Consider the following 23,512-nt stretch of genomic DNA (forward strand, 5'->3'; position numbering starts at 1 on the left):
ATGGCTGCAACGGTCCCAGTCAAGCAGGACTCGCGCGGTGTCTGGTACAGCCGAATATATCTTGGCAAGGACTCCAAGGGCAAGAAGATTCAGGCTTACCGCTCTTTCCCTGAGGCAACCAGTGAGGCCGATGCTCGAGTTGCTGCGGCGATCTGGGCATCGGACCTCACGGCGGACGGTCGCGTGCGCTCCACGGTGCTCACCGACATGCTCGCCGACTATATCGAGATGCGTGAGCTCAACGGCGCGAGCCCCAACTCGGTGAAGCAGTGGCGCCAATTTCTGCGCTGCTACATCACCCGGTTTCTGCGCGGCAAGCGTGCCGACGAGCTCACGGCTCTCGACTTCACCCGGTTCAACGGAGTGCTGCTGCGCCACGGCTCGCGCGACGGAAAGCAGCTGAGCCCAAACACTGTCAATGCGGTCTATCAATTCCTTCGAGGCGCTTACCGCTACTTCGTGAGTGTTGGGCTCGTTGAGACCAACCCGCTGCTCGCCGCCGTCAAGCCATACCGAGACCAGGACGAGGCGATCGCGCTTGAGGAGGACGATGTAGCAATCCTCAACGCCTACCTCGACCCGATCGTTAGCTTTGAGGTGGAGGTGGGCGATATCGAGCGCCGTAACGCCTTTGCAGCCTGGCTTGCGCTCCACACCGGCGCGCGCTGCGGCGAAGTCTGCGCCGTGCGACCCAAGGACGTGTACCAAAAGCGCGGATATATCCACATCGGCGGCACGGTGGTTGAGCCGGGCAACGAGGCCCCTTACCGCAAGGAGAAGCCCAAGAGCTCGACCTCAAGGCGAAACATATCCCTCGTCCCTGAGGAGCTTGAGGTCATCGCGAGATTCATGGCTTGGCACGAGACCCAGAAGGGCAGCGCCCGAGACATGGGCATCGCGAGCATCGACGGCACGTGGGCGAGACCATCGACCCTGAGCAGCTGGTTCAAACGTTTGGTCGAAAAGCTCGACCTCGACCGACAGGCGACATTCCACACACTGCGCCACACGCATGCCAGCTGGTGTTTGGCGCACGGCATCGACGTGGTGACGCTCAGCGAGCGCCTTGGGCATTCGTCACCGGCAATCACGATCCGAATCTACGGTCACATGCTGCAAGGCCGCGACATGGCGGCGGCAGAGACGTTCTACAAGGCGATTCAAGGAGGTGTTTAGTTGAAGCCCGCACAGCTCACCAAGAAAGAGAACGACCTAATAGTTATGTACCGAAAGCTATCTGCCGTCCATCAGGACGATGTGTTGTCCTATACGGCGCTCATAGTCAAGTTGGAGCAGGCGGAGAGCAAACTCAGTGACGGCCTCAAGGCATGGGACAAGGCTGTTGAAAACTCCCAAAACAGCCCGAAATAGCGGTTGCAATGGAGTTGCAATGGACTAGTTTTCAACAATTCAACAATCTGGAAAACCCCAGTTAGACATACGAAAAACACGTTAATTAACAACCACCAAGCAAATAAGAACGAGTTATTTGCTTATACCCAGAAAGAGGACGAAATGGACGAGTTCGACGAGCTGTCGGATGCCGAAATCGACGCACTTACCGAGATGGACGAGATGGGCAAAGGCATACCCAACCCGATCCCGCTGCTGACCAAAGAGGAGCGCTCCGCCGCATCGCAGAAAGCAATCGAGACGCGCAGGACGAGGATGCGCCTCAAGCGCGAGATGAAGGAAGGGAATCTCTCCGTTGCCGCGGCAATCGAGCTGCCCGTGATGCGGCGCATGAAGGTTTTCGAGTTCATCCGCGCAATCCCCGGCATCGGACCCAACCGAGCCAGGGAGTTCATGCTTGCCAACTCCATCGCCGACAACCGCCGCGTCGGTGGCCTGTCCAAGCATCGCCGCGCTCAGGTCATCGCCCTGGGAGGTGAGCGCTAATGCGCCCCGAGTGCCGTCGCAACTTCGAGCGCCTTGCCAAGCTGCTGTGCATCCTGGCTGCGCTGCTCGGCTCGATCGTCATGCTCATCGCCATCACGGTCATCACCGCCGTGGTCTGCTATTTCGCGCACCTGGCATTCCTCTGGTACGTGCCGGTCATAATCACGGCATTCGCCATTGGATTCGCCGCGGTCGCCCTTTTGCTCGTGAACGCCAAATCGCGCGGCGATGATGAGGGCTACGAGTGACGGAGCGCATCATGAGCGCACGGGAGCTGAGCATGCGCCTCGTCGAGCGGTTTAGGCGCGATGGCGTTTTCAGTGGATCCATTTGGCTCGACAAAGGCGAGCTTATCTTGCCGATTGGGCCTGATTTCATCGATGCGGTCGAGCGCGTGTACGATGATGCGCTTGCGCTCGGTCACACGATGGACTCAGCTGCCGACAGGATTGCGAGCATGTCCGCGACACCACTGCCGCTGCGCGCCACCTACACGCCCGTTGACCCTGCCGCATTCTTCGCCATGCTCAACCGCAGCGATGACGATTGGCGAGAGATTACCGAAGATGCCGTGAATGCCGAGCGCAAGGCCAACCGCGCGCGAGAGAGGGCGCTCAAGCGATCGCGCCGAAATACCAAGAGCCCCAAGAAGAAAGGCAAACGCCGATGAGTGACGAGAAAATCACCGAGACCGAGGCGCCAAAGACGTGCTCTATGTGCCGTTTTGCTGCGCCGTACACCTTCACGCCGCCCGCCAATCCCGACAGTCCGGGCAACCTCTACTGTTCGGTCGACAAGTCCGTCATGAGCGTAAACCCGTCCCATACCTGCGAGAAATACAAGGAGCCCGACCGTGCCTAGATTCATTACCAAGACCGAGCGCGATACTCTCAAGTGCGCGCTCGGTGGCATCAATTCCTACCTCAACTTCGTCGACGAGGCCGAGGACCGCTCGGATGGCAACGTGTCCGTACCCGAGTGCGCCATGCGCTCCTGGGTTACGACCATCAACGGCGTCATCGAGAGCATCGACCACAGGAACGAAGAACGGCTTGAGAGCATTCCCGAGCACTACCGCGGCGACGGCTTCATCACCTGCGACATGGCGCTTGCGGCTATGCTCGCCAGGGCGACCCGTATGGCGATGCCGCCGATGGTCATTTTCTGGTGGGCGAATTCCTTCAAATATCTCTGGCGCTGGGCATACAAGGGCGATTGCAAGGGCGACCTCAACAAGGCCATCGACTGCATCGAGCGCTTCCGCGACTGGTCGAAAAACCGGTAATGCCCGTGCCTGCTCCCTGCTGCGAGACCTGCCGTTGGTGGCGCGAGAGATACGACAGGTCTTGGTGCAAGCATCCAGATCCGTATCTCCGCGCCGTCCGCGACACCACCATATGCGAGGACTACCAAGAGCGCCGAGGCGAGGACTGGTGCTCGCTCGTCTACGGCAACCGCTCCATCAAGCACCTCTAAGCATCAACACCACGAGATAGGACAGAAATCATGTCAATGGACATCAACGCGCCCCTTTTCCGTCAGCTCGAGCGCCTTGAAAGTATCGACCCATCCGACACCGATGCGCTCAAGGCTGAGATCGAGCGCGCCAAGGCGGTCAAGGATATCGCCGAGACCATCATCGACTCGGGACACCTGACCGCCGACGTCATCAAGCTCAAGCATCAGCTCGGTGCCACAGCAACAATCCCCAAGGGACTGCTCTAATGGGAGGTCGAGTCTGGACCGACGAAGAGATCGAGTGGATTCGCGAGAACTATGCCAAGGAACATGTTCCGCATCTGCTCGACCAATTTGAGAAGCGTTTCGGGCGGCGCCCGACTGCCGGCGCGCTCGCGCAAAAGGCCTATAAGCTCGGGCTCAGGCATTCGCGCGATAAAGCGCCCGACACCATGACCAAGCGCATCATCTGGGCGCGCGAGCCCGCCTACAACGCCTGGATGAACGAGCACGATATTGGTCAGGCCGTACCGGCGCTGTCAGAGCAATTCGAGGCCGAGTTTGGCTTTCCGCTGTCGCGCGGTCAGGTCAACGTGTGGCGCGCGAACAACGGTCGGCAGATGCGGCCTCGTCGCCCTGGCGGCGGCAGGCCGCGGAAGCCCATCGGCTTCGAGCGGCGCACCAGGGGGGGGGATCTTGGTCAAGGTGCGCGAAGAACCGGTTGTACCGATGTCAAAAGACAATTGGGAGTTCAAGCACTACATCGTCTACCGAGAGGTGCATGGCTCGATTCCCGATGGATACGACATCGTCTGTGCGGACAAGAACCCATTCAACTGCCAGCCTGAAAACCTCGTCGCCGTACCGCATCGCCTGATGGCTCGCATCAACTCAACCGACACACCTGACTGGCACGATGCCGAATCGCTCAGGCAATGCGTGGCGCTGTGCGAGCTCGCATCCGGCATCCACAAGGCCGAGCTGTCGGTGCCGAGGACATGCGGCGTCTGCGGCAAGACATTCCTGCCGGACCCGAGCAAAGGTGCCGACTATCAGAACCGTTACCGAAAGACGTGCCCCGAGTGCCGTGCGCAAGGACTCAAGGCACACGGTGAGCGCACTGTAAAACTGCTTGTCACCTGCTGTGTCTGCGGCAAGCAGTTTCCCGCTCGCGCCAAAAACCAAAAGCGTTGTCCCGAATGCATCGCCATCCATCCGAAATGGGGAGCAAAGAGGCACGCCGATCTAGAGGAAAGAAAACGTAAGGACTAGGAGATTGCCCGATGGCAAGGAGAAAGGTCACACAGGCTGAGATAGAAGCTGCCGCCGCCGCTCCGCTCAAGTATTTCACACACGAAGCGCATCTCGCCGACTCGACCGCCTGCCGTCGCTTCATCAGGCGATGTGGGCCGGACGGCTACGGCAGGTTCATGCGCCTGCTTGAGCGCTTTGCCGCCGAGGAGGGCCACGTCATCGACGTGCTCGATACCGAGAGCCAGTACCTCTTGGCAGACGAGCTCTGGTTTGGCGATAACCTGAGCGCCCTGGGACAATTCCTCAAGGATCTGTCCGAATGTGGACTCATACAGATGTTCGGGGACGGTGCAATAAAATCGCCTGTAGTGGACGAGTCGGCACTGTACTTCGGCAAGCGCAGAGCCAGTGCAGCAGTCGGTGGCAAATCGCGAAAAGAGGGGAGTGAAAATGCCTAATCTACCTGCTGAAACTTTCAACAAAGCAAAGCTAAAGCAACGCTTAAGCGTTGCTTGTAATAAAATAAAATATAATAAAATAAAAGAAACGCCGACGCACGGCTCGTTATTAACGAGACGTGCCGGGCGTCGGGAGTCAACTTCACAAGGAAGTCCTCTCTTTGGTTCTTTCTCTGTTGAAAACTTTTTTGAGCTGTTGAAAACCCGCGATATTCGCAAAGGAGTCGGGCTGTGCTAGACGATTTCAAGGATGCTCGCGAGTTGTTCGAGGCCGCACGTAGCGCCGCCATCGAGCGCGACCATGCGGCAAAGCAGCTTGAGCGCATGCGCCACCGCACACTCGGCGGCTCGTCATCAATCTCCGGAGGCGGGCGCGGCGCCACCAAGGACGTCAACGGCACGGCTGCGTCAATCGCTATCGTCGACTACGAATCGATGATGCGTGCCCGTCTCGCTGAGGACACCAAGCTCCTTAACCTCTGTGCGGCTCTCATTTACGGCAGGAACGGACGAGAAGGAGTCTCTGCGGTACTTGGTAGCGAATACGCCGATGTGCTGTTCTGGCGCTATCTGAACGCCGAGACGTGGGTGTCATGCGGTGCCGTGTGCCACGTCTCGCCTGCGACTGCCAAGCGCCGGGCGATGATGGCTCTAGACACCATCGACAGCATCGGCCTGCGCCATGCAATCGACGGCGTGGGTCTCGGCGCCATGTCCGGCAGCATCGGGCTCAACGCCGACTATCTCAAAAGTTGAGCCGATGTGAGCCACATTGAGCCGATGTGAGCCGGTATGACTGCGCTTCGCAGTGTTATAGATATCATTGCGATTCGCGCATTGAGACAGTCTGACCCTGCTCGATGCGCAACCACAGCGCGGGGGCGCGCTGGTGAGGATCGTGGTAGTTGAGGGACCGATGGGTAACAGCAGCCATCGGTCCTTTTCTTTTGTCTTAGAGGTGCGCCGTGCATGTCCCGAGCGACAGGCCGCTCGCGTCATGGATTCGCGAGCTCTATGCCGATGACAAGATCTATGTCTTTTACAACTCGCCTGAGTGGAAAGCACTGAGGCATGAGGTCCTTGAGGACCACGGCTTTGAGTGCGAGGAGTGCGCGGACCACGGCATCTACGTGAGAGCCGACACAGTGCACCATGAGTATCACGTGCATTCCCATCCTGGCATGGCGCTCACTCGTTATGTCGAGCTGCCTGATGGGATGAGGCGCGAGGTGCTGCATCCTCTGTGTAACTCGTGTCACAACGCCGCTCATGGCCGCTTCGACGGTCCGCGGCACAAGCCCAAGGGTAAGCCCGTGACCAAGGAGCGCTGGGACTGACGCATAGCAGGCCCCCAGCTCCCCATAGCCCCTAATTCCGTAGGGGGCGAACAACGGGGGGGTGTATAGGACAGAGGATTTTAAATTCCGTTTTTGAAAATCAGCGATAGGGGGTGTGCGGATGGCCGGACGAAACAAGCAGCCGGTCGACGTGCTGACCGCGCGCGGCAAGTCGCATCTGACCAAGGCTGAGAAGGAGCGCCGCAAGGCGACCGAGTCGGTCGTGCCGGTCGCGCTGCGCGGCGTGTCGCCGCCGGGCTACCTCGACAAGTGGCCTGAGATCAGGGACGAGTTCAATCGCTACGCCGAGATGTTGTCGGCGCTCATGCCCGACAATTTCGGGCAACCCGATGCCGACTGCCTCGCGCGATATGTCGTATCCGAATCGCTGTACGAGCGATATACCTCAGATCTGATGGAAGAGCACGACCCGCTCAACATCAAGAACTTGCAGATCGCCCAGGACCGCGCCTTTAAGCAGGCGCAGGCGTGCGCATCCTCGCTCGGTCTCACCGTGACCGCGCGTTGCAAGCTCGTAGTCCCCGAGCGCCGTGAGGATGACGGCGAGGGTGAGTTCTAGCGCACGAGCGCGGCGGCATAAGCGCATCAACTGTCCCGAGATCACGACCTACATGCGCATGGTCGAGACTGGAAAGGTCAGGGCATGCGCCGAGCAGCATCAGCTCATGGCGCACCTCCGGCGAGTTTTCGCCGATGAGGAACTGATAATCGACACCGAGCGCCTTGCCGAATACAGGCATTACGAGAAGTATTTTCCATTCGAGCTTTTCGCCTGGGAGCTTTTCGCTTTCGCCCTGTTCATGTGCGTGTTCAACAAGGACGGCACACCTCGCTGGTCCCAGGAGCTCGCATACATGGGACGAGGTGCCGGCAAGAACGGCTTTTGCAGCTTCGTCGCGTTCTGCTCGACCACCAAGGTCAACGGAATTCGTGACTACGATGTCGATATCTGCGCCAACTCAGAGGACCAGGCAAAGACCTCTTTCGACGACATCTGGAACATCCTCGAGAACTCCGGTCAGCGCCGGCGCTTTCAAAAAGGTTTCCGGTGGAACAAAGAAGAGATCGTCTGCCGGTCGACCAACTCGCGCATCAAGTACCGTACCGACAACCCCAAGTCGAAGGACGGCCTGCGCTCCGGTATGGTCATCTTCGACGAGGTGCACGCCTACCAGAACTTCGACAACATCAAGGTCTTTACGACCGGTCTCGGCAAGAAGCCGCATCCGCGGCGCCTGTACATCACGACCGATGGCGATGTGCGCGACGGCGTGCTCGACAGCCTGCTTGATAAGTCGCGCCGCATCCTCTCCGGCGAGATTCCCGACAACGGATTCCTGCCGCTGATCTTCAAGCTCGACACTGCCGACGAGGTCTCAGACAAGCGCAACTGGGTCAAGGCGAACCCGAGCCTGCCATATCTGCCGGTTTTGGTGAGCCAGATCGAGCAGGAGTATCAGGACTTTCTCGATAACCCAGCAGGCAACGCCGACTTCATGACAAAGCGCATGAATCTGCCTGCCGGAAACCCAGATTACCAGCTCACCGATTACGACAACCTCAAGGCCGCATCACGCGAGCTGCCAGATCTCTCGGGCATGACCTGTGTTTTCGGCATTGACTTCGCAAAGACACAGGACTTCGTTGCAGCGGTGCTGCTTTTCCGCGACGGTGACGAGTATTTCGCAATCCAGCACTCATGGGTCTGCCGTGCATCAAAGGACTTGGCGCGTATCAAGGCGCCGCTCGACGAGTGGGCGCGCCGCGACCTGCTCGAGTACGTCGACGATGTCGAGATTCACGCGAGCCTCGTTACTGATTGGCTCTATGAGCAGATGGGGACCTACGACATCCAAGAGGGCGCCATCGACTCATACCGGCATGCGACCTTCATGCGTGAGCTCGATTCGATCGGCTTTTCCGCGAAGGAAAAGACCGTCAAGCTCGTGCGTCCTTCCGACCTGATGCAGATTCAGCCCATCGTCAACTCTGCGCTCATCAACCACCGCATCGCCTGGGGAGACGATCCGATGATGCGCTGGTACGCGAATAACGTTAAGCTCACCGCCGCCGCGCATGGAAATTATTGCTACGACAAGATCGAGCCGAAATCGCGTAAGACCGATGGCTTCATGGCGCTCGCCGCCGCATTCACGGTAGCCGACCGCCTGCCAGATACCTCGGAAATCGAAATCATCCCAACCATGACCTTCTAGAGGGGAGGCTGTTTGAAAGCCATCGATTTTCTCGGCTTGCGCGTGACGCAGGCTGAGATTGAGCCTGCCACCGGCAGTTGCGTCGAGTCTGAGCTTGCCGCCGCCACCTATTTCAAGGCGATTGCGCTTGCGACCGCCATCTCGTACAAGGCCAACGCGCTTGCGATGTGCCTGTTCCGCGTCTACGAGAACGGCAAGGAGGTCAACGATGACCTCTGGTATCGCCTGAACGTCGAGCCAAACAACAATCAGAATGCCGCACAGTTTTGGTGCGAGCTTGTCGAGCGACTCTGTATGCGCGGTGACGCGCTCGTCGTGCCTGTCGGCGATAGTTTCTATGTCGCAGATTCTTACAGCCGCGAGGAGCATCCGCTAGAACAGGATATTTTCAGCGGCATCGTCGTCGGCAACGCCAACCTGATCAGGAAGTACCGCGCGAACGAATGTATGTTCTTCAAGCTCGCCGACAAGAACATCTCGTGCTACGTCGAGAGCATGCTCGATTCGTACTCGACGCTGATGGCGGCGGCGATGGCGGCATACAAGGCGACATCAGGCCAGAAATATAAGCTCGTTATGGAGCGCGGTCTTACCGGTAGCCTCAAGGACGAGGACGAGACCGAGGCCATGCTCAAGCGCAATCTCAAGACCTTTATCGAAAATGCCAACTCGGTATATTTCGAGACCAAGGGTTCACACCTTGAGCCGGTCAAGGTCGAGAACGCAGTCGAGCCCACCGATATCTCAGATCTACGTAAAGAGATTTACGACAGCGCCGCCATCGCATTTAAGGTCCCGAAATCTGTTATGTACGGCGACATGACCAACATGGGCGACCTCGTCAACACGATGTTGACGTTCTCGGTCGACCCCGAGGCGAAGATGATTTCGGACGAGGTTACGCGAAAGAATTTCAAGCCCGGCGAAATCATGGCCGGCTCAAAGGTCAAGGTCGACACGACCACCATCAAGCATATCGACATCTTCGATGCCGCGGCATCCGCTTCGCAGCTGGTGTCCTACGGCGTTTTCACTATCAACGACGTGCTCAAGGCACTCGGTTACGAGCCTGTCGGCGATGACCTCGCCAACAAGCGTCTCATCACCAAGAATCTTGGCGCCGTTGAGGATGTACTCCGCGATGCGAATCAAGGGGGTGAAATCTAGTGAAAAAATACTTCCAGCTCACTACCTCCGAGGACGGCACGACTGCCGACCTCGACATCTACGGTGATATCAGCTCGTGCTGGTGGGACGATGACGCCATGTCAGCTTCTAAGCTGTCCAAGCAGCTCGACGAGCTCGGAGATGTGTCCCAGATCAACGTGCACATCAACTCCTATGGCGGCGAGGTCGCCGAGGGCCTTGCCATCTACTCGGCGCTTCGCCGACACAAGGCGCGCGTGCGCACTACCTGTGACGGCTTCGCCTGCTCGATCGCGTCCGTGATTTTCATGGCTGGCGATGAGCGCCTTATGTCGGATGCATCGCTGTTGATGATCCATAACGCCTGGACGAGCGCATGGGGCGTCAATGCTGCCGACCTGCGCAAGCTCGCCGACGATATGGATACCATCACGAGCGCATCGAAGTCTGCTTATATGGCGCGCGTCTCCATCACCGAGGACGAGCTCACCGAGCTCATGGATGCCGAGACGTGGATCAGCCCGGCGGACGCCGTCGATATGGGCTTTGCCACCGCCATCGAGACATTCGAGAGCGGCGACAAGGCGTCCCAGGGCGCGCGTGATTCGCTCATGGCGCTCGTCATGGCATCCGTCGAGCATCGTGCCGCCGCCAAGGATGACGATGACGATCCGGACGATACCGATGACGATTCCGGCGCCGATGACGGCGATTCCGATTCGGATGATGACGAGGGCGATGGGGACGGCGACGATGACGCCGAGCCCGATGACGAGCCCGAGGACCCTGAGAAGGACCCCGACAAGAAGCAGGCTTTTGCCGGCGGCATTGCCGCATTCACGAGCCTTTTCGCCAACTAGAACGAAATAGATAGGAGACTCAATGAGCCTTATCAAGACCACCAAGAGCGCTTCCAAGATCGCCGAGGCTTTTCAGTCCGGTGATGCAAAGCAGATGGAGAGCGCCTGGGATGCTTTCGGCAACGAGATCGCCGAATCCATCCGCGCCGACTTCGACCTCTACAGCCAGTCCAAGGACGATCAGGTCCTGGCGAACCGTGGCTACCGCACGCTGACCGCCAAGGAGTCCGCGTGGTACACCGGCATCGCCCAGGCGCTCAAGGGTGCCGAGTCCAAGCAGTCCTTCATCGACATCCTCAAAGATGAGAACGTCGATGACCTGATGCCCGAGACCGTCATCGAGGACGTCCTGCGCTACCTCATCGAGACCCGTCCGCTGCTCAGCAAGATTCGATTCGCCAATGCCGGCTACTCGACCAAGTGGATCATCAACGATTCCACGGTGCAGAAGGGCGCTTGGGGTGAGATCGACGAGAAGATCACCCAAGAGATCAAGGGCGCGCTCAAGGTCCTCGACATCACTCAGGCCAAGTACACCGCTTTTTGCATCATCCCGCTTGACCTTCTCGATATGGGCCCAGTGTTCCTCGATGCATTCATCCGCGCCGTCATGGCCGAGGCACTCGGCTACGGCCTCGAGGATGCCATCGTCAACGGCACCGGCGTCAACATGCCCATCGGTGCGACCAAGAACCCCAACGGCGACTTCAACCAGTCGACCGGCTACCCGGACAAGGAGAAGGTCGCCGTCACGTCCTTCGCGCCTGCCGATTACGGCAAGCTCGTCGCCAAGGTCGCGCTCACCGAAAAGGGCAAGATGCGCGACATCAACAGCGTCGTGCTGCTCGTCAACACTGTCGACTACCTGACCAAGGTGATGCCGGCGACCACCGTGCTCGCTCCCGAGGTCGGCGGTTACGTCCGAGACCTGTTCCCGTTCCCGACCGAGGTCATCAAGTCCAACGTCGTAAAGTCCGGCACCGCCGTCCTCGGTGTCATCGAGGACTACACGCTCGCAGTCGGCGGAAAGCGCAACGGCGCCATCATCTTCGATGACTCCGTCCACTTCCTTGACGACGCGCGAACCTTCAAGCTCGTCCAGCACGCCGCGGGTCGCGCATACGACAATACTAGCTTCGCAGTGCTCGACATCTCGAATCTCGACCCGGCCTATGTGACGGTCAAGAACGTCAGCGCTGCCGCTGCCGCCGCGAGCGTCGTTGCCCAGTCCGACATCGCTGCGGATCGCGCCGTTGACGATGCCGCCGAGAATCTGCCCGTAGCCTAGAGGAGGTAGCGCATGGCGCTTGTCGACAAGGTGCGCCGCAAGCTGCGCGTGATCTATCGGGACGATGAGGTCAATGAGCGCATAGATGAGATCATGGAGCAGGCCGATTCCGACCTCCGCTCCATGCTCGGCATCACCGAGCACTCATTTACCTTCGAGGATGGAGGCACCGAGCAGGCGCTTTTCCTCGCGTACTGCTTCTATGAGTGGAACGACGCGCTCGACGATTTCGAGGTCAACTACGCCGAGAAGATCGCCAAGTGCCGAGACCGGTGGTTGGCGGTGGAATATGCTCAAAAAGCGGCCTCTGCCGAGTTATAGCGACGGCGTCGTGGGGATCTACACCGAGACCCGCACGCCGTCATCTTTCGGCGCAAAGCGCAACTCGAGCGTCCCTTACGACCTCGACCCGCTCGTGCGCCTATTCTTCCGCTCGTGCTCGGTGCGCGACCAGGACTATGAGGTTTCCGAGCGCCTCGGCTTCACGTGCAGCGCAAAGATTTGCACTCACGACATCAAGGCAGTTAAGCCAGGGATGAAAGCGGTCATCGGGGCCACGATCTACGGTATCGCCCACATCGACAGGACCAATACCGAGGTGTACCTCTATCTCGAGGGGGGAGTGCCGTATGTCGACGCCCGATAGCACGCTCGATCGCATCCGCGAGGCGCTCGAGACCGTCGACGATGTCGTTTTCTACGGCACCGCCGCCGGTTTGCACGAGAGCGACCCGTGGGACTATACGGTCTTTTCGCGCGAGGAGACCCGCGCGAAGGATAACCTGACCGGATTTACGAACGTGTATTCGGTCGCAATGGTCCGCGAGAGCTATGTGCCGGATGGCGCTGCCGCCGAGGTGATCGGCGCGATGACCGCAATTCCGGGCATGCGCCTGGACCACGGCACCGCCATTGGCTACTACTACACGACCAAACCAGGCACAAAGGATGTCGTTGAGATGATGACGCTCCGATTCGTCAAGGCGGTCAAGTCGTGAGCGGTTGGGCATTTATCGGCGAGGCCGATTTTGCCGCCGTCACCGTGGCGGCTCAGCAGTATCCCGACAACGCCGAGCGAGCCATCAACGAGGTATTGCACAACGAGGCGGGACCGGTCGTCTACCGGGGCATCAACCCGCTCATCCATGCGTCCGGCAGGACATTCAAGGGACACAAGACATCGGCCAAGGCGTCCGATTGGCCCGAATACCGCACGAACGAGAATCTCGCCGTGACGGTCGCCGCCAAGGGCAACTATCAGTATCTCTACTTTCCTGATGACGGCAGTAACACCAACAGGCATGCCGGTAATCAGCAATTTTTCAAGCGCGGCGCCGAGTCGGTAATCCCGAGGATTGTCGAGCGCTGCGTGCAGGCAATTACAAGCGAATGGAGTTGAGATGGCAATCAAAACGACCGTCTTTTCCGAATACGAAGTGCGCGAGCTCGTCGTGAAGCTCGGCACCGAGACGTGCCCGATCGGGTGCATCGGCTCCCTTGAGGAGGAGACCGAAGTTGTCCAGGTCACGAAGAAGTGCCGAGGCGTGGTCGCAAAGAAGCGCACGCGCGGCACCGGTAGCGGCACGCTCAAGCTGACCGCGCACATGCCCCGAGACCTCTACGACAGACTCATGGCCATGAAGTCCGACAAGCTCAAGCAGGGCGTCACTGCATATGGCCGCTCGTCCGTGCACCCGGAATTCGTGTTGACCGGTCGAGTCTTTGATGAGGACGAGAACGAGAAGCTCAAGGCATGGCCCGTCTGTGTGATGAGCACCGGTCCCGCGTCCAAAATCGAGAACGGTGCCGAGGAGGTCGCCGAGTTCGAGGTCGAAATCGGATACTCGCCTGATGAGAACGGATTCGGACATTACGAGTGCGACCTCAATGAAGCCACCGAGGACGTCAAGAGCGCCTGGATGGAGAGCTTCACGCCGGAACTCGTCAAGGCGGCTGAGTAGCGATGGCGAGCAAAAAGCTGAAAGTCCAGGTTCTAAAGGCCTTTATCGACCGTCGCTCAAAGCGCGTGCACGCCGTCGGTGATGTGCTCAACATCACCGAAAACCGCCTTGCCGAGATCCGCAAGGTCGACCCTGACCTAGTCCAGGAGATTAACTAGTAGATGCCGGGACGCCTTTGGCGCCCCGGACTTTATGGAGGACGCGAAATGCCCAAGCCCAAGCGCAATATCAATGCCTCGACCGAGATCGAGATGAGTGACGGTACAAAGCTCAAGCTCACAATCTCGTGGGGGCTGCTCATCAAGCTCCGAGCGCTCAACAAGCAGCTTTATTCCAAGTTCAGCGGCGTGGTCATGGCGGGAGCAGCCGATGACGTGCTCAAGATGCTCGACATCGTGTACTGTGGATACATCTGCCAGTACATCGAGGACAACAACACGCTCGCAGATGCTCTTACGCAGGATGAGTTTATCGCCGTCGCACCCGCCGACGTCGAAGCAGTAACGATGGCGGCGATGGAGCTGATTTCCCCAAAAAAGATGGCGCGTTTTCAGAACCGTTCAGAAAGCGCGCAAGGGAACTAGGCGCCAGGGAGAAATCCAAGCTGGTCGCGCGACCTCCGAAATTTGAAATTACCGACGTTGAAGATGCCTACGCCTTTTACGTCCTCGTCCTCGGCATGTCCGAGGACATTTTTTTTAACGCCGACATCCCATTCCTGTTGAGCGTCATGGCGAACAAAAACGCCTACGACCTCTGGCAAGCGGCTGTCGAGAACAAGCTCCGAGAGGAGGCAAAGAAGTAGTGGCGAGCAAGAACACGGTCGAAATCAAATTCAAGGCCGAGACCGAGCAATTCCGCGCCGCCATCAAGTCGGCCAACTCGACCATGACAACGCTCCGCGGCGAGCTCAAGCTGAACGCTGCCCAGATGAAGAACACCGGCGCTTCGGTCGAGGCACTAACGCGCAAGAAGAAGCTGCTAGAGCAGCAGGACGAGACGCTGCAGCAGAAGATCAATGCGCTCGCCTCACAGCTCGAGGCATCTAACGCCGCCTTTGGCGAGAACTCAGCATCGTCCCAGAAGCTCACCAACCAGCTCAACCAGGCTAAAGCTGCGCAGCAGAACGTCCGCGCCGCCATCAGCCAGACGAGCACCGAGATTGAGAAGCAGGCCGACGCCGAGCAGCAGGCCGAGAGTGCCTACACGCAGCTGTCCAACAAGATCAACGAGCAGCGCTCTAAGCTCAAACAGTTGCAGACGGCATATGCCGACGCCGTCATCGCAAAGGGTAAGGACTCGACCGAGGCCAAGGAGCTCGAGGGCAACATCCGCGAGCTCAATTCCGAGCTTCGCCAAAACGAGTCCAAGATGCGCGCCGCCGAGGACGCCGCAGCCGAGCTCGCGCGCGAGGAGGACAACCTCGCCAATTCAGCCGACCGCGCCAACGACGGCTTCACGGTCGCCAAGGGCGTGCTGTCAAATCTTGCGAGCGATGCGCTCTCGCGCGTCGCACAGGGCGCAAAGGACACCGCCAAGGAGGTCATCGACCTCGGCAAAACCTTCGAGCTGTCGCTGTCTAACGTTCAGGCACTCTCCGGCGCGAGCGCCGATGATATGGAGCGCCTTGAGGCGAAGTCACGCGAGCTTGGAGGCACGACCACATTTTCGGCAGCTCAGGTAGCCGATGCATTCGGCTACATGGCCCTTGCCGGCTGGGATACCGAGCAGTCACTCGACGGCATCAACGGTGTGCTCACGCTCGCGCAGGCAGGCTCGATGGACCTCGCATCGGCATCCGACCTGCTCACCGACTATCTGTCGGCTTTCTCGATGCAGGCGAGCGATGCCGCCACGATGACGGATGTTTTGGCGTACGCCCAGGGCAATGCCAATACCAACGTCGAGCAGCTTGGCGCTGCATTTAAGAATTGCGCTGCAAACTGCAACGCCGCCGGCATGGACGTCCAGACCACGACGGCCTTTATCTCCGAGCTGTCCAATCAGGGCCTCAAGGGCTCCGAGGCCGGCACCGCGCTCAACGCCGTTATGCGAGACATGACGGCGAAGATGTCGGACGGCGCCATAAAGATCGGCGATGCGAGTATCGCCGTGATGGATGCGAACGGCAACTACCGCGACATGGTCGACATCATGCGCGATGTCGAGAGTGCGACGAATGGCATGGGTGACGCTGAAAAGGCGAGTGCCCTGCAATCGACCTTCACCGCAGACTCAATCAAGGGCCTCAACCTCATCCTCAACGCCGGCACCGACGAGCTCGGCAGTTTCCGCGACGAGCTGTACAACTCCAACGGCGCGGCTCAGGACATGGCCGCGACCATGACCGACAATCTCGCCGGCGACCTGAGCAATCTCGACTCGGCGCTCGAGGAAGTCGGCCTCAAGCTCTACGACAAATTCAAGGAGCCTTTGCGCGAGTCGGTCCAGACCATCAGCAACGACGTGGTCCCGGCAATCGGCACGCTCATCGACAACTTCGACCAGATCGCGCCTGCCGTGGCTGGCGGTGCCGCCGGTATCGCGGCATTTGCCATCGGCGCGAACATCGTGCCGATTCTTGGCGCCGTGTCCGGCGGTGTGACCGCGCTCGGAGGTGCGGTCAGTTTCCTGCTCTCGCCGATCGGGCTTGTCGCAATCGCCATCGCCGCCGCGACAGCTGCGCTCGTCTACCTGTGGAATACCAATGACAGTTTCCGCAACACGGTCATGGGGATTTGGCAGCAGATTTGCGACACGATTTCGCAGGCGGTCGCGCAAATCCAGCCGGTGCTCGATGCTCTGTCGGTGTTTTTCACGACCGGCCTGTTGCCGGCGCTTCAATCTTTGGTCGACGGATACATCACCGGATTCGGTTTTATCGTCTCTGGCGCCACGGCTTTTGCCTCCGGCCTGCTACAGGTCATAACCGGTGGGATGGCCGTTGTCCAAGGTGTAATTGATACCGTTCTTGGCGTAATTGTCGGTATTTTTACCGGAAATTTCACGATGGCACAAAATGGCGTGCAGACGATTTTAAATGGTCTGTCCTCTATCGCGTCTGGAATTTTAAATGGCCTTGCTGGTGCGATCGGCGGAATTCTTGGCTCTGTGGTTTCCGTTTTTTTTGGGCAGTTTAATGCGATCACCTCAATCGTGAGCGGGGCCCTACAGGGGGTCGTTAATTTCTTTTCCGATAAGCTCGGCGCCGCGAAGTCTACCGTGTCGGGCGCGCTAAATGCGATTTCGGGATTTTTTAGCGGTTGCAGGCTGCAACTGCCACATATCAACCTGCCGCACTTTTCCATCAGCGGTGATTTCTCGATCGTCCCGCCGAGGACGCCGAAAATCAGCGTCGAGTGGTATGCCAAGGGCGGCATCCTGACCAGGCCGACGTTTTTCGGATTCAACGGCGACCGCGCCATGGTCGGCGGCGAGGCAGGCCCCGAGGCCGTGCTGCCGCTCTCGATCCTCCGCGGATTCATCGAGGACACCTTTGAGCGCCATGCTGCCGCATCTTCGACCAACAACTTGCAGATTACCGTCTACGCCGACGGCGACGCCGATGAGATCGCGGATGCGATCGCATACAAGGTTTTTGGCGCCATCGACCAGGCTATGACCGCCAACGGAAGGTAGCGCATGGGATACTATTACGGCAATTGGGCTGGTCCAGGCGCAAAGTTCCGAGTCGTAGTCGCATACAGCTTCAGCAACTACCGTGACGATAACGTCCATGTCCAGGCGCGCTATTACGTCGAAGTCTCAGCTGGCTCGGCATTCAATGGCACGGTGCTCAAGACGAGCTGGGGACAGACCGTCAGGCTCTACGGCCAAGGAGTCTATGCGGACACTGGGTGGTGCGACTGGGGAGACCCGGGCTACGGATACACGGCGCGCTCGAGCATTTCTGCGGACTACACCTCATACTCAGGCGCTTATCACAAGTCATCGGTCGATGGCGTCGAGACGGTCAGCGCGCCGGAATGGCAGCCTTACAACATCGCCGGTCTCAAGGTCGAGCGCCAATCGGACAGCTCCGCGAAGCTGTCGTGGGGGAACAACGCCCATGCCGCCCGTCCCTACAGGCACATCTACATCGACCAGCGCATCGACGGCGGTGCATGGTCGAATGTAGCCGACCTCACCAACTCACCGACGTCCTGGACGGCATCGACCGCACCGGACCACTCTTATGAGTGGCGAGTGATACCCAACAACTACAACAGCTCCGCGCCAGACTACCAGTATGCCGGGCCAATCTACAACACGCCTGCGCCTCCGAGATTCGTCTCGGTCGCGCGCAAGAGCAGCACGATCGTCACCGCCGTGCTCGACAACAACTCCAACACGGCCACCTCGCTCGAGTATCAGACGTGCAAGCAGGGGAGTACCGGATGGGGTGATTGGGGCGAGTCGACCTACGTCGACGGCCTCGTAAAGACCTTCGATGTCGACCTCGGCGGCGGCACCTTCAAATTACGCGCTCGAAACAAACGTCTGCACCTCGACAGTGAGTGGGCCGAGTCCGATTCGGTCGTGACGATCTGCCCGCCGATGGCGCCGACACTTGTGTTGCCGGCGTCAACCGGCGTCATCGCTTCAAATGAGCCGACGGTCGCATACCAGTGGCGCCACAATCCCTACGACGGATCGGATCAGCAAAAGGCAGAGCTCGCCATCAGCACCGACGGTGGCGGCACTTGGACGGTCGATGAAGTCACCGGCAACCAGAGCACAATCGTCAAGACAAACGTCTATGGCGTCAATCAGCAGGTCGTGTGGCGCGTCCGTACCAAGGGCGCAGATGACAATTTCGGTCCATGGTCGGCCAACCGCACCTTTACCGTGCGCCAGCGTCCGACCGTGGTCATCGAGCAGCCAGCTGACGGCTTCGTCATCACCGACGTGCCGATCTCGGTAAAGCTGACGTATATCGACCAGTCGGGCACCGTGCAGGCATCGACGCTCACAATCATGCGCGGCGACGAGACGGTCTTTACCAAGTCGCTCGGCAAGTCCCTCGCGACCACCATCACGACCGACGAATGGGTTCCGGTCGACGGCGAGACCTACGTCATCAACGTCGCGTCACGATCGACCTCGTCGCTCACGGCGACCACAAGGCGCACCGTCACGACCAAGTTTCGCCTGCCTCAGAGCGGCAATATCTTCGTCGAGACGGACCCGTCTACCGGATGCGCGACCGTGCAGGTCAGGCTCTCTCGCGACAGCGAGCTCGCCACTGCTGTGCGCCTCGACCTCTACCGTGTGACCGAGACCGGTCGCATCAAGATCGGCTCGGATATGAGCGACGGTGCCGAGGTCATCGACCGCTTCGCTCCGCTCAACATCGAGTACACCTATGAGTCCGTCACGACCTCCGGCACCGGCGCCGTCAACACCTCGACCGCGACCGGCATCATCGAGACGCCGTGGTGGTTCATCATCTACGACGGCGGTATCGCCCAGGCGATGTGGGAGCCATCCGGCTCGCGCACACCGACGCGCCCGTCCGATGAGATTGTCGAGCTCGATGGCAGGACGTGGCCATTGCTCGTCCAATCGCGTCAACGCTCGCTCAAGATTGAGTTTTCAGGATGGGTCGAATCGCGCGATCAGGCGCGCGCATTCGAGAGCATGACCTTCGCCTCCGGTGACAAGATATACAAGGGCCTGTCGGGTGACGTTTTCCACTGCTCCGCTTCGGCCAAAATCGATGAGGAGTACGACGGCTTCGAGGATTACAGCGCCTCGGTCTCGGTATCCATCACGAGAGTCGACGGAGGCGAGGTCTGATGGCCGATTGGACCGGCGCTCGATATGATGCCGGATGGCTCTATCGCCGTATCAAGTGGGGAACGTGGGATGAGCTCGGGCTTTACGACAACATCGAGAGCGCGAGCATCAACCGCTCGGCATTCGACACGCTCAAGACGTCCGGCTCGCTCAAGTATTTCGGTACCGCGCCCGATGAGGTCGACGCACTTGCGTTGATCTACACTTTCCGCGACCGAAACGGTCAGACGATCAAGCAGAGGCGCGCGACTGTCCTCGTGGAATCTGACGAGCCCGACTACGCCTCGCTCGATGGGGGAGGCGTGCGGCAGTCCGGCAGCGCGAAGCTCTATTCGCTTCTCAAGGTGCTGTCGGATACCAAGCTCAAGGTGCCATATACGGTCACGGCTGGCACCAACGCCATCGACGCCGCCAACAAGATCATCACCAGTGCTGGCCTGCGTACCAACTGCCAGTCATCCAGCTATCTGCTGAGCTGTGACCACACGTTCGCGCCAGATGACTCACTGCTCGACGTGGTCAACTACCTGCTCGATGCCGCCGGTTACGGCTCAGCGGATACGGATGCCTACGGCACGGTTATCCTCAAGCCATACGTCGAGCCGACCGCACGCGAGCTCGCCTGGACATTCGCCAACGACGAGACCTCGACGCTCATGCCGGGCATCTCGTCCGAGAACGATTGGAGAAACACTCCGAACATCATCGTGCTCACTTATGAGACTGATGATGAGACGTATGTCGCCCAGGCTCGCAATATCGACCCGGAGAGCAGGGCATCGTTGCCGTCGCGCTCATGGCGCGAGAACTCAACGGTCGAGCAGGTCAGCGAGCTCGACGGTGAGACTCAGGAGGAGCGGCTTAAAAACCTCAAGGCGCTCGCGCGAAAGAAGTTGCTCGATGGCAGCTCCGAAATCCAGTACACCAAGGTCAAGACACTGCTCGTGCCGGTGGAAATCAACGATGCCGCCGGCGTGCTCTACTCAGGGCTCAAGCGGCAAGGCGCGATCACCTCAATCGACACCTCATGCACGCCGACTGCCGAGACAAACATCAAGATTCGTGAATTCATCAGGCGCGACCTGCTCGTCGATGTGACCGGTCAGGTCATCGCAGCGTAAAGGAGGCCAGACCATGGCTGACAGCATGGTCCGCGAGGCCGAGCGCGCCTTGCGGCTCGGACAGACGGCGCGCTCGCCCGATTACCACGTGCGCGGCAAGGTCATGGCGGTAAAGGACGGCGCATACCAGGTGCGTCTCTCCGCCGCCGAAAACTTGACCGCATGCTCGCGCTATTGCGACGCCAAGGTCGGGGACACCGTCCTCGTCCTCGTCATGTCGAGCGGGCAGTGCGCCGCTATCGCAAAGCTAATCAAGTAAAGAGAGGGGCGTTATGGCTCAAGAGCTAACATTCGATACTAAAAAGCCCGAGAATGCCTTTAGGGAGCAGCGCATCGACCCGCTGCGCCGCGGTGAGCGCGGAAACCGCGAGCTCACGGTCAGTATTGTCTCTAAGGGCGCACCATACGACCTCACCGGCTGCACCGTGCGGTTCGTCGGCACCACCGGTGCTGGTCAACTCGTTGGCCCGACTGAGGTCGAGATTGTCAAGGCAACCGACGGAATGGTGCGCCACCTGCTGCCTGCTGAGATATCGACCGATGCCGGGCTCGCGCATTGGTATTACGAGATTTACAAGGGGGACGATTATCTCGACACGACTGAATCGTGCTTGGTCAAGGTCCTACAAAGCGCCGAGATCGGTGGTCAGCAGGCGACGGTCTACATTCCGATCTTGGAGCAGGCGAAGGCCGACGAGCAGGCACGCAACGCCGCCGAGACCAAGCGCGACGAGGCTGAGAAACAGCGCGCCGCCAACGAGACCGAGCGCGAGACCTCCTTTATGGAGATGTCGGAGAAGCTCTCGGCTGCGACCGCAGCTGTCAAGGCCGCTCGCGACGATGCGACCGCATCTGCCGAGGCTGCTGATCAGTCGAAGCAGTCCGCCGACGCGAGCGCCATTGCCGCCGGCAAATCGGCGGACAGCGCCGCCGCCGCGATTAAGGAGACGAAGGACGCCGCCGCCGACGCCCGACTCGCAGCAGATGAGGCACGAGGCTCCATTTCCGCTGACAAGAGCATGTATTTCAAGCGCATTACCGATGAGAACGGCGACACATGGCCTGTCATCGTCGATACGACTGTCAAGGGGGACTAAATGGATCATATCTTTCCAGCAAACGACACATTTGAGAAGGGCTTTGGCACTGTCGCCGATGCCATCCTGAGTTTGAATGTCGCACCTGCTCCTTACCCCGAGTGGGATGCCGCCAAGGGCGAATTCACGGTGAAGTCCATCCTGCGATGGCTGAGCTCGGAAAGCGACGGCAAGATTTACGCCGTCGACCAGACGCTCGATGCCGTCCAGACGCTCACCAAGAGCCTCGCCAATGCCGACATTGCCAACCCGGTGCCGTCCACGCTGCTCAAGCCCGGCACCGACCCTTACGCCGGCGTCGGTCCGTTCCGCTACGAGCACGTCAACGGATACAAGGACAATGCCGGTGCCTGGCATATCACCGGCATGCGCTCCTTTGGCAACTTTTCCTATACGGACGGTCGAGACGTTTTCGCCCTCGCTCCCGTGCGCTATGTGTTCCATGGCATCGTTGACGGAAAGTACCGTGTTGCCTGCTCCGACCGTCCCCACGTTGGCTACGTGCCTGAGGACCGCTCGCTGCGAATCGACGGCACGCTCGAGCCATTCATGTGCCGTGCTGCATTCGGGGCATCCAAGGATTCCGCCGGTAAGCCCTGCTCCGTCGCCGGCGCCAAGCTCTGGACCCGCAGCTGCTCGCACAACTCGATGAATGAGGCAGCAAAGAAGAAGGGCAGCGAGTACAGTGGCTACACCGCCGCCGACTACGACTATCTCTACGAGATGAATCTTCTCAAGTACGCTCACAAGTCGAGTCAGGCCAATTTCGCGGGCTGCTCGAACCATACCGAGCAGACGCCCGTCACGGTGGCAGGCACAGGTGCACCTACCGTCACCATCGCCAAGACCGTCGCCGACAAGTGGCCCATCGGCTCCGCCGTCATGGTTGGCACCACCAAGGTTGCCGGTCGAGATCGAGGCAATGCCGATGCCTTTGACATCGCGGATCAGGCCAACATCGTCAAGAAAACCGTCGATGGCGACAACGTCGTGTTGACGCTCGACTGCGGCAACATCTCGACCGAGGTCGGTCAGCTCGTCTCCACGGCTCCTTGGAATCCCGGCGCGACCGTCGGCATCGTCGGCGATGGCTCGCCTTACGACAACAAGTCCGGGCGTGAGCCCTTCACCATCCAGGGCATCGAGGTCATGCTCGGCGCTTGGGAGATTCTCGGCGATCAGCTCGTCAAGGGCGAGGACGATGGCTACGGCTACTACCTTGTCGAGGACACGTCCAAGTCCGCCACCTCCGTTACCTCCGACTACACCAAGATCTTCACGCTGCCGATCAAGGCTGCGGATGGCGAGATGTATCCCTCCGCTATGGTCAAGGTCAAGGGCTCTCTGGTGCCTTACGGTACCGGCGGCTCTACCGGCGCAGGTGTCGGTGACGGCATTTGGTACTACGGCGGTAAGAAAACCGATACGTATGAAGTCCTGGTTTTCGGCAGCCTCTGGTACGGCTCCAGCGCTGGCTTGCGCCGCGTGTTCCTTAGCTACTGGCCCGGCGGGGCGTGGTGGCTCGACGCTTCGCGCGTCTCGCCAAATGGTCGAAACAGGGTGAATGCCGACGTGCCGCCTTTGGCGGCGTAAGTCG

At 59.5% G+C, this 23,512-nt stretch carries 33 protein-coding genes; all 33 read left to right on the forward strand.

Translation table 11 applies throughout. From position 1 onward, the window contains the following. Complete coding sequence (locus DXC99_RS05430) at positions 1 to 1,176, forward strand: site-specific integrase (protein ID WP_117629521.1); 1,176 nt, start codon at positions 1 to 3, stop codon at positions 1,174 to 1,176. Then, positions 1,177 to 1,371: a hypothetical protein gene (locus DXC99_RS05435; protein WP_117629522.1), complete on the forward strand. Its 195-nt coding sequence runs from the start codon at positions 1,177 to 1,179 to the stop codon at positions 1,369 to 1,371. Between the two features lie 144 nt (positions 1,372 to 1,515). Further along, positions 1,516 to 1,899: an integration host factor, actinobacterial type gene (gene mihF / locus DXC99_RS05440; protein ID WP_117629523.1), complete on the forward strand. Its 384-nt coding sequence runs from the start codon at positions 1,516 to 1,518 to the stop codon at positions 1,897 to 1,899. Continuing rightward, positions 1,899 to 2,147, forward strand: a complete 249-nt coding sequence (locus DXC99_RS05445) for a hypothetical protein (RefSeq protein ID WP_117629524.1) — start codon at positions 1,899 to 1,901, stop codon at positions 2,145 to 2,147. Before mihF ends, DXC99_RS05445 begins: the two co-directional genes overlap by 1 nt. Before the next feature lie 11 nt (positions 2,148 to 2,158). Further along, on the forward strand, positions 2,159 to 2,569 hold the full coding sequence (locus tag DXC99_RS05450; RefSeq protein ID WP_147329341.1) for a hypothetical protein: 411 nt from the start codon (positions 2,159 to 2,161) through the stop codon (positions 2,567 to 2,569). Continuing rightward, positions 2,566 to 2,760 (forward strand): hypothetical protein, encoded by a 195-nt coding sequence (locus tag DXC99_RS05455; RefSeq protein ID WP_117629526.1) that lies wholly within the window; start codon positions 2,566 to 2,568, stop codon positions 2,758 to 2,760. The genes DXC99_RS05450 and DXC99_RS05455 overlap by 4 nt, the downstream gene beginning before the upstream one ends. Then, entirely contained in the window at positions 2,753 to 3,184 is a 432-nt protein-coding gene (locus DXC99_RS05460) for a DUF3310 domain-containing protein (RefSeq protein ID WP_117629527.1), read from the forward strand. The genes DXC99_RS05455 and DXC99_RS05460 overlap by 8 nt, the downstream gene beginning before the upstream one ends. Next, positions 3,184 to 3,375, forward strand: a complete 192-nt coding sequence (locus DXC99_RS05465; protein ID WP_117629528.1) for a hypothetical protein — start codon at positions 3,184 to 3,186, stop codon at positions 3,373 to 3,375. Before DXC99_RS05460 ends, DXC99_RS05465 begins: the two co-directional genes overlap by 1 nt. Before the next feature lie 30 nt (positions 3,376 to 3,405). Further along, positions 3,406 to 3,624: a hypothetical protein gene (locus DXC99_RS05470; protein ID WP_147329342.1), complete on the forward strand. Its 219-nt coding sequence runs from the start codon at positions 3,406 to 3,408 to the stop codon at positions 3,622 to 3,624. A 438-nt stretch (positions 3,625 to 4,062) separates the two neighbouring features. Further along, positions 4,063 to 4,629, forward strand: a complete 567-nt coding sequence (locus DXC99_RS05475; RefSeq protein ID WP_233505680.1) for an HNH endonuclease signature motif containing protein — start codon at positions 4,063 to 4,065, stop codon at positions 4,627 to 4,629. An 11-nt stretch (positions 4,630 to 4,640) separates the two neighbouring features. Continuing rightward, positions 4,641 to 5,069 (forward strand): Lin1244/Lin1753 domain-containing protein, encoded by a 429-nt coding sequence (locus tag DXC99_RS05480; protein ID WP_117629531.1) that lies wholly within the window; start codon positions 4,641 to 4,643, stop codon positions 5,067 to 5,069. Next, a complete protein-coding gene (locus DXC99_RS10295) occupies positions 5,062 to 5,307 on the forward strand; it encodes a hypothetical protein (RefSeq protein ID WP_147329344.1) in 246 nt (81 codons plus the stop codon). The genes DXC99_RS05480 and DXC99_RS10295 overlap by 8 nt, the downstream gene beginning before the upstream one ends. Beyond that, positions 5,301 to 5,825, forward strand: coding sequence for a hypothetical protein (locus tag DXC99_RS05485; protein WP_117629532.1), 525 nt, complete (start codon positions 5,301 to 5,303; stop codon positions 5,823 to 5,825). Before DXC99_RS10295 ends, DXC99_RS05485 begins: the two co-directional genes overlap by 7 nt. Before the next feature lie 209 nt (positions 5,826 to 6,034). Next, entirely contained in the window at positions 6,035 to 6,406 is a 372-nt protein-coding gene (locus tag DXC99_RS05490) for an HNH endonuclease (protein WP_117629533.1), read from the forward strand. A 121-nt stretch (positions 6,407 to 6,527) separates the two neighbouring features. Continuing rightward, complete coding sequence (locus DXC99_RS05495; protein WP_117629534.1) at positions 6,528 to 6,986, forward strand: P27 family phage terminase small subunit; 459 nt, start codon at positions 6,528 to 6,530, stop codon at positions 6,984 to 6,986. Beyond that, positions 6,976 to 8,643 carry a terminase TerL endonuclease subunit gene (locus DXC99_RS05500; RefSeq protein ID WP_158551660.1) on the forward strand — a complete coding sequence of 556 codons (1,668 nt, stop codon included), beginning with the start codon at positions 6,976 to 6,978 and terminating at the stop codon, positions 8,641 to 8,643. Before DXC99_RS05495 ends, DXC99_RS05500 begins: the two co-directional genes overlap by 11 nt. 12 nt (positions 8,644 to 8,655) lie before the next feature. Further along, a complete protein-coding gene (locus DXC99_RS05505; protein ID WP_117629536.1) occupies positions 8,656 to 9,810 on the forward strand; it encodes a phage portal protein in 1,155 nt (384 codons plus the stop codon). After that, positions 9,810 to 10,649, forward strand: a complete 840-nt coding sequence (locus tag DXC99_RS05510) for a head maturation protease, ClpP-related (RefSeq protein WP_117629537.1) — start codon at positions 9,810 to 9,812, stop codon at positions 10,647 to 10,649. The genes DXC99_RS05505 and DXC99_RS05510 overlap by 1 nt, the downstream gene beginning before the upstream one ends. 22 nt (positions 10,650 to 10,671) lie before the next feature. Then, positions 10,672 to 11,937, forward strand: coding sequence for a phage major capsid protein (locus DXC99_RS05515; RefSeq protein WP_117629538.1), 1,266 nt, complete (start codon positions 10,672 to 10,674; stop codon positions 11,935 to 11,937). Positions 11,938 to 11,949: 12 nt separating this feature from the next. Beyond that, on the forward strand, positions 11,950 to 12,258 hold the full coding sequence (locus DXC99_RS05520; RefSeq protein ID WP_117629539.1) for a hypothetical protein: 309 nt from the start codon (positions 11,950 to 11,952) through the stop codon (positions 12,256 to 12,258). After that, complete coding sequence (locus tag DXC99_RS05525; protein WP_147329345.1) at positions 12,227 to 12,583, forward strand: hypothetical protein; 357 nt, start codon at positions 12,227 to 12,229, stop codon at positions 12,581 to 12,583. Before DXC99_RS05520 ends, DXC99_RS05525 begins: the two co-directional genes overlap by 32 nt. Further along, positions 12,567 to 12,935 (forward strand): hypothetical protein, encoded by a 369-nt coding sequence (locus tag DXC99_RS05530; RefSeq protein ID WP_117629541.1) that lies wholly within the window; start codon positions 12,567 to 12,569, stop codon positions 12,933 to 12,935. Before DXC99_RS05525 ends, DXC99_RS05530 begins: the two co-directional genes overlap by 17 nt. Next, on the forward strand, positions 12,932 to 13,336 hold the full coding sequence (locus tag DXC99_RS05535) for a hypothetical protein (RefSeq protein ID WP_117629542.1): 405 nt from the start codon (positions 12,932 to 12,934) through the stop codon (positions 13,334 to 13,336). The genes DXC99_RS05530 and DXC99_RS05535 overlap by 4 nt, the downstream gene beginning before the upstream one ends. 1 nt (position 13,337) lies before the next feature. Next, positions 13,338 to 13,898, forward strand: coding sequence for a phage tail protein (locus DXC99_RS05540; protein WP_117629543.1), 561 nt, complete (start codon positions 13,338 to 13,340; stop codon positions 13,896 to 13,898). A 2-nt stretch (positions 13,899 to 13,900) separates the two neighbouring features. Continuing rightward, on the forward strand, positions 13,901 to 14,056 hold the full coding sequence (locus DXC99_RS10350; protein WP_158551661.1) for a hypothetical protein: 156 nt from the start codon (positions 13,901 to 13,903) through the stop codon (positions 14,054 to 14,056). 48 nt (positions 14,057 to 14,104) lie between these two features. Next, a complete protein-coding gene (locus DXC99_RS05545; protein ID WP_117629544.1) occupies positions 14,105 to 14,482 on the forward strand; it encodes a hypothetical protein in 378 nt (125 codons plus the stop codon). Between the two features lie 95 nt (positions 14,483 to 14,577). Then, positions 14,578 to 14,703 carry a hypothetical protein gene (locus DXC99_RS10570; RefSeq protein WP_255413307.1) on the forward strand — a complete coding sequence of 42 codons (126 nt, stop codon included), beginning with the start codon at positions 14,578 to 14,580 and terminating at the stop codon, positions 14,701 to 14,703. Then, on the forward strand, positions 14,703 to 17,537 hold the full coding sequence (locus tag DXC99_RS05550; RefSeq protein WP_117629545.1) for a phage tail tape measure protein: 2,835 nt from the start codon (positions 14,703 to 14,705) through the stop codon (positions 17,535 to 17,537). The genes DXC99_RS10570 and DXC99_RS05550 overlap by 1 nt, the downstream gene beginning before the upstream one ends. 3 nt (positions 17,538 to 17,540) lie before the next feature. After that, positions 17,541 to 19,697 carry a hypothetical protein gene (locus DXC99_RS05555; RefSeq protein ID WP_117629546.1) on the forward strand — a complete coding sequence of 719 codons (2,157 nt, stop codon included), beginning with the start codon at positions 17,541 to 17,543 and terminating at the stop codon, positions 19,695 to 19,697. After that, on the forward strand, positions 19,697 to 20,818 hold the full coding sequence (locus DXC99_RS05560) for a hypothetical protein (RefSeq protein WP_117629547.1): 1,122 nt from the start codon (positions 19,697 to 19,699) through the stop codon (positions 20,816 to 20,818). Before DXC99_RS05555 ends, DXC99_RS05560 begins: the two co-directional genes overlap by 1 nt. Positions 20,819 to 20,831: 13 nt before the next feature. Then, entirely contained in the window at positions 20,832 to 21,077 is a 246-nt protein-coding gene (locus DXC99_RS05565) for a hypothetical protein (RefSeq protein ID WP_117629548.1), read from the forward strand. 13 nt (positions 21,078 to 21,090) lie between these two features. After that, positions 21,091 to 21,915 (forward strand): BppU family phage baseplate upper protein, encoded by an 825-nt coding sequence (locus DXC99_RS05570; protein WP_117629549.1) that lies wholly within the window; start codon positions 21,091 to 21,093, stop codon positions 21,913 to 21,915. Next, positions 21,916 to 23,508 carry a hypothetical protein gene (locus tag DXC99_RS05575; protein ID WP_117629550.1) on the forward strand — a complete coding sequence of 531 codons (1,593 nt, stop codon included), beginning with the start codon at positions 21,916 to 21,918 and terminating at the stop codon, positions 23,506 to 23,508. It abuts the gene before it with no gap. Positions 23,509 to 23,512: the final 4 nt, after the last annotated feature.

Origin of the sequence: Collinsella sp. TF10-11AT (assembly GCF_003437565.1) — a bacterium.
Classification (GTDB): domain Bacteria; phylum Actinomycetota; class Coriobacteriia; order Coriobacteriales; family Coriobacteriaceae; genus Collinsella.

Excerpts from the sequence above, each read along its gene's own strand:
- DXC99_RS05430 (WP_117629521.1), top strand. The coding sequence starts at position 1 with ATGGCTGCAACGGTCCCAGTCAAGCAGGACTCGCGCGGTGTCTGGTAC.
- mihF (WP_117629523.1), top strand. The coding sequence starts at position 1,516 with ATGGACGAGTTCGACGAGCTGTCGGATGCCGAAATCGACGCACTTACC.
- DXC99_RS05445 (WP_117629524.1), top strand. The coding sequence starts at position 1,899 with ATGCGCCCCGAGTGCCGTCGCAACTTCGAGCGCCTTGCCAAGCTGCTG.
- DXC99_RS05450 (WP_147329341.1), top strand. The coding sequence starts at position 2,159 with ATGAGCGCACGGGAGCTGAGCATGCGCCTCGTCGAGCGGTTTAGGCGC.
- DXC99_RS05455 (WP_117629526.1), top strand. The coding sequence starts at position 2,566 with ATGAGTGACGAGAAAATCACCGAGACCGAGGCGCCAAAGACGTGCTCT.
- DXC99_RS05465 (WP_117629528.1), top strand. The coding sequence starts at position 3,184 with ATGCCCGTGCCTGCTCCCTGCTGCGAGACCTGCCGTTGGTGGCGCGAG.
- DXC99_RS05470 (WP_147329342.1), top strand. The coding sequence starts at position 3,406 with ATGTCAATGGACATCAACGCGCCCCTTTTCCGTCAGCTCGAGCGCCTT.
- DXC99_RS05480 (WP_117629531.1), top strand. The coding sequence starts at position 4,641 with ATGGCAAGGAGAAAGGTCACACAGGCTGAGATAGAAGCTGCCGCCGCC.
- DXC99_RS10295 (WP_147329344.1), top strand. The coding sequence starts at position 5,062 with ATGCCTAATCTACCTGCTGAAACTTTCAACAAAGCAAAGCTAAAGCAA.
- DXC99_RS05495 (WP_117629534.1), top strand. The coding sequence starts at position 6,528 with ATGGCCGGACGAAACAAGCAGCCGGTCGACGTGCTGACCGCGCGCGGC.
- DXC99_RS05515 (WP_117629538.1), top strand. The coding sequence starts at position 10,672 with ATGAGCCTTATCAAGACCACCAAGAGCGCTTCCAAGATCGCCGAGGCT.
- DXC99_RS05520 (WP_117629539.1), top strand. The coding sequence starts at position 11,950 with ATGGCGCTTGTCGACAAGGTGCGCCGCAAGCTGCGCGTGATCTATCGG.
- DXC99_RS05525 (WP_147329345.1), top strand. The coding sequence starts at position 12,227 with ATGCTCAAAAAGCGGCCTCTGCCGAGTTATAGCGACGGCGTCGTGGGG.
- DXC99_RS05530 (WP_117629541.1), top strand. The coding sequence starts at position 12,567 with ATGTCGACGCCCGATAGCACGCTCGATCGCATCCGCGAGGCGCTCGAG.
- DXC99_RS05540 (WP_117629543.1), top strand. The coding sequence starts at position 13,338 with ATGGCAATCAAAACGACCGTCTTTTCCGAATACGAAGTGCGCGAGCTC.
- DXC99_RS10350 (WP_158551661.1), top strand. The coding sequence starts at position 13,901 with ATGGCGAGCAAAAAGCTGAAAGTCCAGGTTCTAAAGGCCTTTATCGAC.
- DXC99_RS05545 (WP_117629544.1), top strand. The coding sequence starts at position 14,105 with ATGCCCAAGCCCAAGCGCAATATCAATGCCTCGACCGAGATCGAGATG.
- DXC99_RS10570 (WP_255413307.1), top strand. The coding sequence starts at position 14,578 with ATGTCCGAGGACATTTTTTTTAACGCCGACATCCCATTCCTGTTGAGC.
- DXC99_RS05555 (WP_117629546.1), top strand. The coding sequence starts at position 17,541 with ATGGGATACTATTACGGCAATTGGGCTGGTCCAGGCGCAAAGTTCCGA.
- DXC99_RS05560 (WP_117629547.1), top strand. The coding sequence starts at position 19,697 with ATGGCCGATTGGACCGGCGCTCGATATGATGCCGGATGGCTCTATCGC.
- DXC99_RS05565 (WP_117629548.1), top strand. The coding sequence starts at position 20,832 with ATGGCTGACAGCATGGTCCGCGAGGCCGAGCGCGCCTTGCGGCTCGGA.
- DXC99_RS05570 (WP_117629549.1), top strand. The coding sequence starts at position 21,091 with ATGGCTCAAGAGCTAACATTCGATACTAAAAAGCCCGAGAATGCCTTT.
- DXC99_RS05575 (WP_117629550.1), top strand. The coding sequence starts at position 21,916 with ATGGATCATATCTTTCCAGCAAACGACACATTTGAGAAGGGCTTTGGC.